We start from the raw sequence: 14,408 nt of genomic DNA on the forward strand, positions 1-14,408 counted from the left end.
TTGGAATCCATAAATTAGTTCAATGTAGCCTGGGTTAAGGCAAAGCCGTAACCCAGAACTTCAGAGTTACGCATAAAAAATTTATTAATTATATCGTACGTAATCTTGAATTAGCCAATTGAGCAGTAGGTGTACCAGGATAAGCTCTTACTACTTGTTGCAGGAATTTCTGAGCCTCTTGCTTATTACCTTGTGCAGCATAGGCATAACCAGTCTTTAGCATGCTTGCTGCAGACTTACTTGAGGTGGGGAATTGTTGTAAAACCACGTTAAAATGTTCTATAGCCTTAGAATAATCTTTTTTAGCTAAATAGAGCTCTCCAAGCCAATATTGAGCATTAGCAGTATAACCACCCTTAGGATATTTTTGCACAAATCCATTCATAGCAATTATAGCGTCATCATATCGCTTGTTTTTCACTAATTCATAAGCTGCTAAATAGCTAATTTGTTCGTCAGCAGGATTAGCTCTCGAAGTAGAAACAGCAACAGGGGCTGGTATAGAAGCTGATTTACTTGCTTGTATATCAGACGTGGGTGTAACTGTTTTGGGAGCTGGTTCTTTAGAACCAACGGAAAGATCCAGTGCCGGCTTATTAGCCGATGCTTTATTTGGCGATACTTTCGCAGAACTGGTTCCGCTTAAACGAGCATCTAAATCTTTATAAAAAGCAACTTGCTGTTGCTGCAACAATTTTAAATCGTGAGCTTGTACTTCTAATTGGCCACGGAGTTCTTGTACTTCTTGTTGTAAGCTTTGGATTTTATCAATCAGCTTAGCATTATCTGTAATATTATTATTCGAATCATTTGCTTGATCATCCTTGGCAAGCGCAGGTTCATCATCCGTTTGGGAATTATCGATGGTGTAATTCTCATTCCGAGCTACATCATACTGTCTACTTTCAGCACCGTACTTTGAGCCAACAGGCGCTTCATACGCCTGTTGTTCCTCACTAATTGCAAAATTTTCACTATCATCGACCACAGGCGCCTCTGACCAACAGGTCAAAGGAAGGATTAGCATAAAGCCAGCAGCGATAATGTGTTTTTTGCAATTAATCATCTTGTTGCCTCATAAGTAAATTCAACACGTCGGTTTTGTGCGTGTGATGCTTCATCATGTCCTAAATTAATTGGACGCTCTTTGCCATAGCTTACGACACGAACTTGTTGTCTGTTCACGCCAGCCATACGTAAAATATCAGCTACGGTATTTGCTCGACGCTCACCAAGAGCTACGTTATATTCACGGCTACCACGCTCATCAGTATGTCCGGCGACTAACACTCGAGCACCAGGATGAGTCTTCAAATATTCTGCCTGAGCATTAACTGATGGTAAATATTTGGGAGCCAAATTACTGTCATCATAGGAGAACAAATACAATTGATTATGGGGTGCCTGAGTTGTATAAGACTCACCTGGTTCTTGACCAGCAAAATGAGTAAATTGTCCTAGACCTTGAGCAGAAGCCTCAGCTTCGTTCACACCTACTCCTTCAGCACTACCTGGTGCTTTAGAACAAGCAGCAACTAAAACAGCACTCGCTACAAGCAGACCTAATTTACAAAATGATCCGGCTTTCATCCTCAATCTCCTTCGTTCTTTTTATTATTGATAAATTTCAAAATCCCATATAGGGCTCATGGGGGCACATTGTACAATTCTTTTTATTTTTTGGCTACAGTACTATGTGATCATAATTAACCAGATTGTAGTCTTGGTGCAGTGTCACGAGTTCGGATCTTTTGGGAGATCTCGAGCCTAGCGAGGGACCTCCATGCTGTGGCACCTTGTTTCCAACAGAGACCCCTCGCTAGACTCGCGATGATACTGCTCTAATGTTGTATATGAGATACCACAAATTGTGCGAGAATTGCAGTAAACTGTTGCGTTGCCTTATTGGCTGCGATGACACCGCCATAGGGGGTATCACTAGGACAGGGGATCTGTAAGTTGATAATCCGCGAAGCGAGCACTTTATTATCACTAACATGAGTCAAAACCATTTTGCCTGAAAATTCGAGGACACTTGGTTTTTTAAGGAAATTTTGTTCCAGTGCAAGCAATTGGGTATCCAATCGATAATCTACTCCTAAGGTATACGCATTGGATGTAACTGCTTTAAAAAGATTTGTTCGTTGTAAACTTTGTAGAATTAAAGGATATAGCATATCAGCGGGAGGATTTACCCATGCGTTGTTTGCAAAAGGCTCAAGCGCATAAGGTTTTTTAATATAAAGCATTTGTTCCGTTTGATACCCTGCAGCAGCTTCAGTTGCAGTAACCAACAAAGTAATGGGCATAGGTTTTTTGGCCAACTGTTTCGTGCTGTATGCACTTAATTGATATTGATTTTTTACAGAGACTTTTACTGGTGAGCATGCACTGAGCAACACCACGCTAAAACTCACAAGAAAAACAGTCAACTTTTTCATCATTTATTCTCCAGGCCCAGGTTGTGGCGGTTTACTTCCACGAATAACCACAGCAGGGTTCTGACGCATTTCACTGCTCACTTTTTCTAAATTTGCAGAAATGGCATTCAATCGGCGTAATAAAATTACGGCTGGTGGAAGAGCTTCTTGGGAAATTTTATCTAACGTGTTTCTTCCTGAGCCCATCGTTTTTGATACACTATTCCCGGCGTTACTTAAACTTTCTGCCATGGTATCAAACTTAGAGATTCCTACTTTTAACTCATCGAGTATATGGGGAAGATCGCGACTCGCTTTAGCCAGATTATCCATAAAAACATTAAGATTCTTGCCATTACGCTCAAGATTTTTAGAAAAATGATCAATATTAGTTAATATATGATTTATGTGTTTTGCATTTTCTTCGTTAAAGATACGTTGTGCTTCGGAACTTACAACACCTATATCTTCAGATACTTTTTTCAAAATGCTATCTAATTGATTGAAAACAGAAGGTTTTGAGGGAATAACAGGAAAAGGTTCGCCAGGCATTTTTAGAATTGGAGTCAAATCAGAAGTGCTTGCGCTCAAACCAATATAAGTAACACCAGTAATTCCTTGAGAATTTAATGTTGCATAAGTACTTGTAGTAATTGGTGTATCTTCTTCAATATCCAATAAAATTTCCACTTGTCTTGGATCGCTTTGATTTAATTTTATTTCTTTTACATATCCAACTTGCACTCCATTGAATTTTACAGGGGCATCTTTAGTTAGACCGGAAGCTGCTTCATGCATGAAAACAGTGTAAGTTGTATACTTTTTTTGATTAAAACCAACAGACAACCACAACATGGAAGACACGAGGCCCACGAGCAATATGAGTACAAATATACCTACAATGGTGTAATTGGTTTTCGATTCCAAGTATCCTGTCTCCAGTTATGCTTACATTTTACTAAAATAACCAGCAATGATTTTATTCTTATTTTTCATTAAATCATCAATTGGCTCCACACTTAAAATTTTTCCATCCCCAATAAAGGCTACGCGATCAGTAGTTCTTTTTAAAGATTCTATATCATGACTCACCATGACTATAGTCAGTTTTAAAGAGTCTCTTAAAAAAACAATCAACTCATCGAAAAGTCTTGCACTTAATGGATCCAAGCCTGTAGTTGGCTCATCCAAAAACAATAATTCCGGATCCATAGCAATGGCTCGTGCCGCTGCTGCTCTTCGTTGCATCCCTCCACTTAATTCCGAAGGCAACTTGCCCGCCGCCTCTTTGGGTAACCCTACTAAAGCGATTTTTAGCAAAGCTAATTCATACATGAATTCATAATCCAAATTAGTAAATTCTTGCATGGGAAACATGATATTTTCCAGCACATTCATTGATGAAAATAGTGCACTGTGCTGGAAAAGCATTCCCCAACGACGTCGAATCGAGAATGATTGTTGCAAATCAAGATGACGAATGTCTTGGCCAAAAACTTTAATGACGCCTGCTGTAGGCTTCATTAACATTAGCAAGCTACGTAATATCGTTGTTTTTCCGCTTCCAGAACCACCAATAATCGCTAGAATTTCCCCTTTTTCTACGGTCAAATTTACATCCGAGTGTACCCATTGCCCCCCGAGGTAATTTTTTAAACCTTTAATTTCGATAATGGGTTCACTCATCTATAAATGCATCCGGCTATAAATAACTGAATAAATTGCATCCGCAATAATAATCAGAAATAATGCCTGCACTACACTCTTAGTAGTTTGGCTCCCGATATTTTTTTCCGTTCCCGCCTCAACTCGAAACCCTTGGAAGCAACCAACCAAAGCAATTAACAATGCAAATGCTGGCGCTTTATAAAGACCTAAATTCAACTGTGAGAGCCCAACAGAGTCTCTTAATCGCTGTAAAAAATCAACAAAACTTATACCCAGTTGATTCTTGGACATAATCATTGCACCTAAAATACTAAAAATATCAGACCAAAAAATCAATAAAGGAAATGCAATCAATAATCCGATTACTTTCGGAAGCACTAATAATTCAGTAGGAGAAAGTCCCATGGTTAGCAGCGCATCGACCTCCTCATTGAGTTTCATACTGCCAATTTGGGCTGTAAACGCAGAACTGGTTCGTCCAGCAACAATAATTGCGGTAATGAGTGGTGCAAATTCACGAAAAATGGCCATGCCCGATAAATAGGCAATGAAGATGTTGGCGCCATAGGTTTGCAATTGCAATCCCATTTGGTAAGCCAAGACCACACCGATTAAAAAAGAAAGTAAGGCGAGAATAGGTAAAGCTGTGACGCCGGTAGCATGTATATTTGACATAATGCTTGGTAATTGAAATCGACGCAAATTGCCAAATGCTTCGATAATTTTAGTTGTTAAATCGCCAACTAAATTAAGAAGTCCATCAGCTTGTCGTAGTTTATTTTCTGATTCTTTGCCTAACTGATAAAATAAATTTTCTTTGGGTTCGGAGGGAATTTGATAACCTAAAAGATCTTTTTTTGATTTAATTAAATCGATGAGTTGCTGTTGGGCTTCGGTAAAATCAGTCAGTTCCACCTTATTTTCTTGTTGCTCGAGTGCATCAATGCATTTAATCAGAGCCAACCCCCCTGCACTATCAAAATGACTCATTCCTTTTCCGCTAATGATTATTTTTTCTCTTTTGGGCAACTCGCCTTCACTAAATCTTTTTAATAAATTCCCAATTTGCAAAACAGACCATGCACCCGTACAGTGAAATCTGGCAAGTTCCTTATCAAAAGTGATTTGCGCGTTGCTTTGTACCATAGTCATTTTTTTTGAAAAATAACCTCAAGAATAATATGAATGTTCTGGAAGAGCAAAAACAATTGAAGATGGTACCACAAGAACAAGTTATTCGGATAGGGTAAAAAATGCAGCCTGGGTGAGCTGGCAAAACCCAGATTTCACTACTTTATTCATTTTGCTGAGTAACCAGTTAGGAAGAATCCTAGATTTTCAAACTGCATTTTGTCATTCCCGCGTTGGGAATTTGTTCTCAATAAAGCTACGGGAATGACAATCGATCTGTTCAACAAGGTTAAGAAATTAAAGAAACAGCACTAATTGTGTTACTGAGTTCATCAATTTTCTTGCCTCCATCAGCTGCGGGTTTAAATATTGAAAATTCCCCAACACGAATTGATGAGCCAACACGATCAAGTCCTCTATTAATGAGCTTGGCCAGATCATCCAGGAATTCTTCCCACCAACCACGATGTGACTTAAGCGTTTTTACATGTTCGTTGTCTTTGCTCAGAAAGACTTGGCTTTTTGATTTAAAAGCTTTTAAATCTCCATCAGAAATGAATTGATTAACGAGTTCCGTTATTTGATCATAAATGCTTTTTGCAGCAGTCGCAGCTTGTTTATATTGCGTTACCTTATCTGGATTTTTCTTATATTGCTTCACTTTCTCTTCATATTTTTTGCACTTCGTATGAAGTGTTCTTAATTTAACAGTCACATCATGGACTAGTTGGCTACGACGTTTCCTGTTTCTCAGCTCACCATGATTTTCCTCAAGCGGTTTGTCATGCTTCTTAGCAACCGGTTCAGTTTTTTGTTGATCATCCGCAGGAACTTCCTTGCTTATTCTTTTCTTCGGTATGTCAGCCTCATCGTTCTTTATTCTAGGGTCTGCAGCTTTAGTCTGGGTTTGGAAAGACACACTGTTTTCACTTGCTAACCGCATGACTTCATTAACTTCATCCAGCTTTTCATCGCTTTTTGGAGCCCAATCTACCGATAATTTTTCAGGAGTAACTTCAGTTCTGCTTTCGTCTGCTTTTTCACGTTGCTCATGAGCGCTCGACGAGTGTTCATTTTGAATTTGTGGTGTATATCGTTGCTTTAGATTTTGAGTTAATTCATTAATCTGAACATCCAAATCACTGATAATTTTTCGATGATGTTCAGTTAAATTAACTGTTAGAGGGTTTTTTATTTTTTTCTCTTTATATTTTTCTAAAAAGCTATTTAACTCTTCTAATGATTTACACCTTTTCAATTGTCCGATGAGTATATTTCTCATGTTTTGAGCTGTGTTAAAAGCATTTTCTTCTTTTCTACTCTTTCCCATAACATCTCCCAACAATTTAACCAAATTAAATGCGTGCAATTTACTCTTAATGACAAATAATTACTAGGAAAAATAAATTAAAAAACAATGCCTTGATATAAAAAAACATTGAAAGGTCTTTTTTTAACCATAAACTCAAAGCGATTCTTTGTTTTCCGCACTTCTTACACAGCTAAGTTTCATAAAATAAAATCCTACAACTTACGTGATTTTAAAGTAGTTTGCTGTTCCCTTTTATGATAAAATTGGCTTTATTTTTTTCAAGACAGTAAAATCGGGTATGCAAGACAACTACAGCCTATTTGAACAACGCAAACGAGGCATTATAAAAACTTGCTTTAATGCCGGCTATTCAAAGGAGAAAGCATGCCTTTAACTTCTAATACTGATGAGCTTTTTCGCGGATTTTCCAAACTAACACGAGAAGAACGTTTTAAACGCTTATTAGCCTTAGGGGCAATAACATCTGAAGACATCGCATTTCTTAAAAGTGGTGGCGTCAAAGATTTGAATTTGGCAGATAAACTGATTGAAAACGTCATTGGTTATTTTCAGCTTCCTCTAGGTGTAGCCACTAATTTCAATATCAATGGTCAAGATTATGTAATTCCTATGGCTGTTGAAGAAACATCAATCATCGCGGCTTTGTCTAAGTCCGCCAAATGGATTCGACAATGCGGCGAAATAAAAACCTGGGTTCACGGCGAATGCATTTTAGGCCAAATTCAATTGGCAAAAGTGAACGATTTTTCTAAATTCTCTCAGATTTTTCATGAAAACCGCACGTACTTAATCAATAAAGCGAATAAAGATGTAGCGGACAACATGGTGAAACGTGGCGGCGGTGTTATCGATCTGCAATTACGTCAGCTCAAAAGAGAAGATAATCAGGATATGGCGGTAATTCATTTAACTATGAATAGTTGTGACGCTATGGGAGCGAACATTATTAATCAAGTACTTGAGTACTTGAAAACGCCTATAGAGCAGTTAACTGGTGAAGAAGTCACCATGTGTATTTTATCTAATTTGAATGATCAAAAGCTAACAACGGCTCAAGTAACTATCCACACCATTGAACCCGTTCTCGGTCAAAAACTGCAGGAAGCATCGCTTTTTGCTGAAATGGATCCTTATAGAGCAGCTACTCATAACAAAGGGGTAATGAATGGTATTGATCCCGTATTAATTGCGACTGGTAATGATTGGCGTGCGGTTGAAGCGGGTGTACACGCCTACGCAGCACGCGATGGCCAATACCGAGCAATTACTCGTTGGCGCTTTCACGATGGGATACTGACAGGACAGCTTACTGCACCAATTATTGTAGGGACCATTGGTGGTGTTACTTCGTTGCATCCGACTGCAAAAATGTGTTTGCGAATGATGAACATTTCTTCAGCAAATGAATTATCGCAAATCATTGCTGCAGTAGGTCTCGTACAAAATTTAGGGGCAATTAAAGCCTTATGCACCGAAGGGATTATTCAAGGCCACATGAAATTACATATTGATAACCTGCTCTTGGCTGCCGGAGCCAATGAAAATGAAATGCCCGTACTTAAAGAGCATTTGCAAAAATGGTTGGATTTGCACAAAAGAATTAGCCTAAACAATGCCCATGATTTACTGGCTAAAATCAGACAAACACCAATTGCTGTATGAAATGGCTAATTCCTGCAAAAACCTTTTTATTAGGTGAATATGCTGCTTTAGTGGAGGCCTCTGCATTTGTTATAACGACTTCTCCCTGTTTTGAACTGATGCTCCTATCGCAGAATGATTTATTGGGAATCCACCCCGAATCTCCAGCTGGGCTTTGGTGGCTAAAACAAAATTTCGAATCAGGCCTTTTATGGAATGATCCTTATGCAGGTCGAGGCGGTTTAGGTGCCTCCAGCGCCCAATTTTTGGCAAGCTACTTGGCGGGTTGTTTCTTGAATGACTCCATAGCTGATTTAAATAAGATGCTTGATGCCTATTATGAATCCTCATGGGCTGGAAAAGGTTTAAAACCAAGCGGATATGATGTAATAGCACAATCACAACAAGGGTGTGTTTATATTAATAAACAACGAAAACTAGTGAAATCCTATGGTTGGCCCTTTCACGATCTGTCTTTTTTTCTCATTCACACCGGAGTGAAACTGGCGACCCATCATCATTTGCAAGATACCACCCTGCCCGATCAGATTGATTATTTATCCTGTCTGGTAGATACAGCCCAGCAAGCATTCGAGCAAGAAGACTCCCCAAAATTGATTCAGACTATAAATGATTACCATCAAAAATTAAGCGAATTAAATTTGGTAGCGGAACACAGTTTAAAATTTATTAATGAATTTAAAAAATATCCTGAGATACAAGCAATCAAAGGCTGCGGTGCATTAGGTGCTGATGTTTTATTACTTCTTACCTCCTTGGATAAGGCTTCGATTCTTGCTGAGAAGCTAAAATTGCAGAACTGGACCATCCTGGCTACAGAAAAAAACATTTGTTTTCAAGCCCCACAAATTAAAGATCCCTTTTTTGATTAAGCTATTTTTGCTTAAAAAAAGTATTTGTGTCTCATAAAAACAACAAAATTATGAGAAACATCATAAAAAGACTTGAAATTCTGTGCTAATCCGGTATTATTCCAGCCTCTTTAGGGCCGTTAGCTCAGGTGGTAGAGCAGGAGGCTTTTAACCTCTGTGTCATAGGTTCGAATCCTATACGGCCCACCAGTTTTAGAGTACAGTTTTAAAAAATATTTTGTCCTGCGGGCCGTTAGCTCAGGTGGTAGAGCAGGAGGCTTTTAACCTCTGTGTCATAGGTTCGAATCCTATACGGCCCACCATTTCTGGTTACTAACCTTCACGTTTAACCAGAACCTAATATGACAAAATACATTAAATCCATGCCCCATTGCGCTCGTAGCTCAGCTGGATAGAGTACTTGGCTTCGAACCAAGGTGTCGGGGGTTCGAGTCCCTCCGAGCGCGCCATTTATAAGCAAGCACTTAACTCTTTTTTATGTCCAAAAAACCAGGTTACTGTGACCAAAACGTAGCTAAACACGTTCAGCCGCAGCTCTTAGAAGCGCACTTGAAAGGTGTGCATAACGCAGTACCATTTCATAATGAGGTGGTCTGATAGATCTGTACACCCCAGTTAAGAGATAATGGTTAACTGGAAAAAGTAATGCCGCTAGGAAAGAAACACCCAAAAGAATTTAAACTTGATGTGATTCGCTTGTTATTAGATCAGGGTTATGGAGTCACGAAAGCCGCGAATACTTTAGGCATCGCTCAAGCGCTATTAAGCCGTTGGATAAAAGAACATCAAGAGCAAGATAGCCAAGCCTTTCGAGGCAATGGGGAAATTAACTGCCGAGCGATTAGAAATACGCCGGCGGCAAGGAGAAAATAAATGCCTTAAAAGGAAATCTTAAAGACGGCGGCGCTCTTCTTTGCTCAAGAAACGAAATAAAATATTCGTTTGTTGCCCAAAATAAGAAGAGCTGGCCAGTTGGTGTAATGTGCCAACTATTGGGCATTACACGGCATGGATATTACAGTTATCAGCAACACCAAAGAAATAAACCTGATGCTCCTGAGTATCAGGAGATTATTGGGTAAAAAACATAGCTTAAGCCAGCCGGTATTGTTATGGAAGCCGCATGATAAAGAATGCTTTAAATGCATTAGGCTATCCAGTCGGCCGAAGACGAACTCAAAGCTTAATGAAAGAAGCTCAAGTTTTTGTTCGCTATCGAAGGAAATACAAAGTGACAACCCATAGCAACCATAAACAACCGGTTTATGAAACCGTTTTAAATAAACAGTTTGATGTTAACGAAGCAAATAAAGCGTACATATCCGACAGACAGGGGGAACTCAATATGCAAGATATCAATACCGTAACTTATTAACGAGCAAAGGCTATATTGGCAGTATGAGTAAGACCTTTCCCGCGGCTTGCCGCAAGAAGGTTCATTTGTAGCTTTTTACCAAGGTTTCATATTAAAAGGAGATGGGTGAAAATTTACTTGTTCCTCCTCCTCTTTTTCCGTCTTTTTTGGTTCTATATCCTTATTTCGCTCAATTGCCTCTTGTTTAGAGGCTTTATTAGACAACTTGGGTTCCATTGAAAGTGGATTTGGAGCAATACTATGTTCTTTTGTGACCTCATCCTTTTCTTGTGCTTTCGGACTGGGTACGGGCACCAAATTATTTGCTAGTCTTTGGATAAATGTATCGTATAAGGCTAGTGTGGGCGTGGTCATACGAAGAGAACGTATATTTCCTTTTTCATCCTGAGTAATATGTATGCAATCATCGGAAAGATGATTTTCTTCTTTAAAATCATTGAATTCTTTGATAATCGCTTGCATGAATTTTTTTAATACATGTCGTTGCTTTGGAGTTAATTCATTAGGATCATAGTGTAATTCAAACTTAAGAGTCATTGATTCACGATCACTATCAACCAACAATTTCCCATCAGCAATTAATTTTTCAATTATTTCTGGGTCAAAACCAGACTCTAAATCAAGTTCTTCTGAACCAAATACGCCTACCAATTCATCTTCAGACCCAACTACTTTACCTGATTTAGTTGGGAATTGATCTTCACCAGGACTCGCTTTTTCCTCAGATGTCTTCTTATCAGAAGTGGCACTATCATCTTCGCTACCGCCTGCGCCATGTCCGGAACAAAGGCGCTTTGGTGCGATTTCTCTAAAACAAGTCCCGCAGCGTACTTTTGCACCTTCCTCAGCAGCCTCTTTTTTTTCTGCTTCCTTTCTAAATTGTTGTAAAGCTAATGCTATAGAGGAGGTTTGGGGTTCATCTGCCGTTATGGATTCAGGTACAGGCTGATGTTTTTCTTTGTCTTTTTTCATGTGAATACTCCAGTGCAAGTTCATAATGGTTTAATCCGAATAAAGATTTACTTATCTGTTATTATATCGAGTTAAAAAAAACCAATTGTATATAAAATGTACGAATGTATCGTGTGTTTGCTTACCTACTGATATCTATTTAACACTGAACTTAAAAATCGATTCAGACTAAATTTGTTTAGAGAGTTTTCTTATTTAAAAAGGCTTAGACAGAACGCATGAAAGATAAATCAATATTGCTTGTAGAAGATAACGTTAAGTTAGCAAATTACCTCAAAGAAAGCCTACAAGAAGCAGGTTATGATGTTTCTATTGAAAAACGTGGTGATAGAGCGGTCTATCGCATCATTCGTGAGCAACCTTGCCTAGTAATATTGGATATAATGCTTCCTGGCATGAATGGAGATCAAATATGCCATACCATTAGAGATGAGTATTTGGGGAAAATACTCATGCTAACAGCAATTAATGATACTGAAAGTGAAGTATCCTCTTTAAATTTAGGAGCAGATGACTACTTAACTAAACCTGTTGCAGACGAAGTTTTGAAAGCAAGAATAGAGGCATTGTTACGTCGACCCAATTTAGTTAATAATCAAAATCAATTTCACTTTGGCAATTTTTCTATCAATTTTAGTACTAAGAGTGTTCATCTCTTTGATGAAGAAATTTCAATAAGTAGCAGTGACTTTGAAATGCTTGCTTTGTTGGTTAAGAACCATGATAGGTTGCTGAGTCGAGATAGCATTATGTATGCTCTTTCTGGGCATGAATATGATGGGGTTGATAGAGGTATCGATTTAAAAATATCACGTTTAAGAAAAGCATTGAATGATAATAATAAAAAGCCCTATCGTATAAAAACAATCCATAAAAAAGGATATATATTTGTATCAGCGGCTTGGGAATAAATATAGATCACAGCCACCAATCTAAAGTAAGACTTATCAAAAATAGTAAAAACTTCATTTGTCTCGACCTTGGGATTTTTCGTCCAGTTATGAAGTCTTCACCAAATATATCGCAAATCTATAATCATTTACCCTCGACAAAAGTATCATTTTAGAACACCTGTACAATATATATACATTTGAGCCGAGTGTTCTTGATAAAATCAACCTATTATTTTAAGTAATAGTCGAGATGAGCCATGAAAGACGCTGCAATAGAAATCTTAATATATAAACCAGATCCAGATCATCCACTGCCTGAAAATCATAGAGGTGTGGTGATAAATCCTCACTTAAAACAACGGTTCAAGCAATTTCTTCCAATTGGCGTCTATTTAGAAGGCTCTGATTTGAAGTATTATTTTTTCGATCAGTGTGATAATTCGCCAAAAATCTACAGTAGTTTGGATGAACTCAAACGAGACTTACCGGAAGAACTAGACAATATATTTGAGAAAAACCCAAAATTATTTATTATGGGCCATGCTGGTGGTGGCGAATATGGTATGGGTAATTGCCATGGCCCAAGTGAGCAGTTATATGATGATAATTTTGATAATTTGTTACATGGTTTTAAACGAGCATTGCCCGCATATCATGGTGAAGTTTTTGTGACTTTAGAAGGTTGTAACACAGACAATCAACTTAATGCTGCAGCAAACTCACAGGAAAAAACATTTTTAGAAAGAGTATCAGTGAAATATCCAGAAATCACCTTTGGTGGAACTGGACCATGGAATGCGCAAGATGTACAGACCGGCTTCCGATCCCTTTCGCCCACATCCCCTATCACATCGATGGCAGGAAATATTTGGAAGGCTGGAAACAGTGTTATTTTTCATCATGGTCAATATCAAGTTGCCGTTCGAAAATCTTTATTTGCCTCAACAGAAACAGCTAAAGAATTAAAAGTTAACACTATAGAATATGCCCGTGCAATTCTAGGTAAAGACGAAGCCGATGAACTGATAGCAAAAATCGCTTTAAATCGAGATATTCTAAACATTCAAGATTTAAAGAAAATTGATGGTTTTCCAGAATTGCGATTTGAAGGAGAAGATATTGCAAAGTTTGTTGAACAGGAAAAGCAAATATTAGGCAAAGAACAAGAAAATTATTTAAACCGTGTCCGTGATATCTTAGATCGGGCATCCCCTATAGAACAACTGACAGATAGAGATGTACTAGAACTTCTCTTAGGTTTAAAAGAACCTTCTGTATTTAAAAGTCATGAGGACTTGCTAGAGTCAATTCTGGCTAATAAAGCTTTGTTAAACCTGGCAATGGTAAGTTGTGGAAAAGTCCTTATTGGTGGCCCAAGTAATGACAGTGTCATTGCTTTATTATTAAAACATGGCGCTGATATTAATAGTGCTGATAAAAAAAGCATGACGGCTTTGCACTATGCGGTACAGAATTTCTATAATTATAGAAAAGAGCCCTTACATCTCATTAAAAAGTTATTAGAGTGTGGTGCTAGTCTTGAAGTGCGAAATGAAAAAGGACAGACTCCTATCGAGACAGCGCAAGAACATAGCAAAGATGGACGAGTAACTGCTAGTGATAAACTTCTCGCATCTTTGAAATCTAGCAATTCGCCACCAACTCCCATAGAACTAAAACAATCTGTTAGACAAATATTTCAGATGAGTCAACACAAGGCTGATGAACTACTTTCATTACCTATTGCGAAACGTGAATATAGCAAATGTAGTGAAGGCACTCTTTATATTCCTGGAGATGTAGTGGAAAAATTGCATGGAATCTTGCAATCTGCAAAGGGGAATAATGAGCAATTATCGGCGTTTGAATCAGAGCTTAGTATGGTAATCAGTGCTCTTGAAAAAGGCATTGGAACTGGAGAAGTAGTTGATGGCGAGGAAGATGAATTTATCCCTAAACGTTTTGAAAATGCAAAACTCAAGTTAACAGCGGTTATGGACGCACTGGTTGAGATGAAACAAGAGATGGATACGTCAAAAGATGCTAAAGTTGGGGACCAACTTCTAAAACTAAAATCCTAAT

13 protein-coding genes, 3 tRNA genes and 1 pseudogene are annotated in these 14,408 nt (G+C 38.2%); 9 read left to right on the forward strand and 8 right to left on the reverse strand.

The features are described from left to right. Positions 1–88: 88 nt before the first annotated feature. The 7 genes from ybgF to EL022_RS13550 form a co-directional block, all read right to left on the reverse strand. A complete protein-coding gene (ybgF, locus tag EL022_RS13520) occupies positions 89–1,066 on the reverse strand; it encodes a tol-pal system protein YbgF (RefSeq protein ID WP_028380066.1) in 978 nt (325 codons plus the stop codon). Then, positions 1,063–1,590 carry a peptidoglycan-associated lipoprotein Pal gene (gene pal, locus EL022_RS13525; protein WP_028380065.1) on the reverse strand — a complete coding sequence of 176 codons (528 nt, stop codon included), beginning with the start codon at positions 1,588–1,590 and terminating at the stop codon, positions 1,063–1,065. Before pal ends, ybgF begins: the two co-directional genes overlap by 4 nt. Before the next feature lie 251 nt (positions 1,591–1,841). After that, complete coding sequence (locus tag EL022_RS13530) at positions 1,842–2,441, reverse strand: ABC-type transport auxiliary lipoprotein family protein (protein WP_028380064.1); 600 nt, start codon at positions 2,439–2,441, stop codon at positions 1,842–1,844. Positions 2,442–2,444: 3 nt separating this feature from the next. Beyond that, a complete protein-coding gene (locus EL022_RS13535) occupies positions 2,445–3,347 on the reverse strand; it encodes an MlaD family protein (protein ID WP_028380063.1) in 903 nt (300 codons plus the stop codon). A 21-nt stretch (positions 3,348–3,368) separates the two neighbouring features. After that, the gene (locus EL022_RS13540; RefSeq protein WP_028380062.1) at positions 3,369–4,106 is read right to left on the reverse strand and encodes an ABC transporter ATP-binding protein; all 738 of its coding nucleotides are present in this window, start codon (positions 4,104–4,106) and stop codon (positions 3,369–3,371) included. Next, a complete protein-coding gene (locus EL022_RS13545; RefSeq protein WP_028380061.1) occupies positions 4,107–5,234 on the reverse strand; it encodes an MlaE family ABC transporter permease in 1,128 nt (375 codons plus the stop codon). Between the two features lie 274 nt (positions 5,235–5,508). Continuing rightward, positions 5,509–6,549: a hypothetical protein gene (locus EL022_RS13550; protein WP_028380060.1), complete on the reverse strand. Its 1,041-nt coding sequence runs from the start codon at positions 6,547–6,549 to the stop codon at positions 5,509–5,511. A 366-nt stretch (positions 6,550–6,915) separates the two neighbouring features. On the opposite strand from EL022_RS13550, the gene EL022_RS13555 reads away from it, so the two are divergent. From EL022_RS13555 to EL022_RS13585, 7 genes and pseudogenes are all read left to right on the forward strand, one after another. Then, positions 6,916–8,214 carry a hydroxymethylglutaryl-CoA reductase, degradative gene (locus EL022_RS13555; protein WP_028380059.1) on the forward strand — a complete coding sequence of 433 codons (1,299 nt, stop codon included), beginning with the start codon at positions 6,916–6,918 and terminating at the stop codon, positions 8,212–8,214. Beyond that, a complete protein-coding gene (locus EL022_RS13560) occupies positions 8,211–9,086 on the forward strand; it encodes a hypothetical protein (RefSeq protein ID WP_028380058.1) in 876 nt (291 codons plus the stop codon). Before EL022_RS13555 ends, EL022_RS13560 begins: the two co-directional genes overlap by 4 nt. A 113-nt stretch (positions 9,087–9,199) precedes the next feature. Beyond that, positions 9,200–9,275, forward strand: a tRNA-Lys gene (locus EL022_RS13565). A 37-nt stretch (positions 9,276–9,312) separates the two neighbouring features. After that, a tRNA-Lys gene (locus EL022_RS13570) sits at positions 9,313–9,388 on the forward strand. 70 nt (positions 9,389–9,458) lie between these two features. Beyond that, a tRNA-Arg gene (locus EL022_RS13575) sits at positions 9,459–9,535 on the forward strand. Between the two features lie 196 nt (positions 9,536–9,731). Continuing rightward, entirely contained in the window at positions 9,732–9,959 is a 228-nt protein-coding gene (locus tag EL022_RS13580; RefSeq protein ID WP_051544400.1) for a transposase, read from the forward strand. 238 nt (positions 9,960–10,197) lie between these two features. Further along, positions 10,198–10,461: pseudogene (locus tag EL022_RS13585) on the forward strand (IS3 family transposase); the annotation flags it as partial. 75 nt (positions 10,462–10,536) lie between these two features. Here EL022_RS13585 and EL022_RS13590 read toward each other — a convergent pair. Continuing rightward, on the reverse strand, positions 10,537–11,433 hold the full coding sequence (locus EL022_RS13590; protein WP_028380056.1) for a hypothetical protein: 897 nt from the start codon (positions 11,431–11,433) through the stop codon (positions 10,537–10,539). 218 nt (positions 11,434–11,651) lie between these two features. Here EL022_RS13590 and EL022_RS13595 point away from each other — a divergent pair, with 218 nt between their 5' ends. Further along, entirely contained in the window at positions 11,652–12,344 is a 693-nt protein-coding gene (locus EL022_RS13595) for a response regulator (protein WP_028380055.1), read from the forward strand. Positions 12,345–12,583: 239 nt separating this feature from the next. Beyond that, positions 12,584–14,407 carry an ankyrin repeat domain-containing protein gene (locus EL022_RS13600; RefSeq protein WP_028380054.1) on the forward strand — a complete coding sequence of 608 codons (1,824 nt, stop codon included), beginning with the start codon at positions 12,584–12,586 and terminating at the stop codon, positions 14,405–14,407. The last annotated feature ends 1 nt before the right edge of the window (position 14,408 follow it).

This window comes from Legionella cherrii (assembly GCF_900635815.1).
In the GTDB taxonomy this organism is placed as follows: Bacteria; Pseudomonadota; Gammaproteobacteria; order Legionellales; family Legionellaceae; genus Legionella; species Legionella cherrii.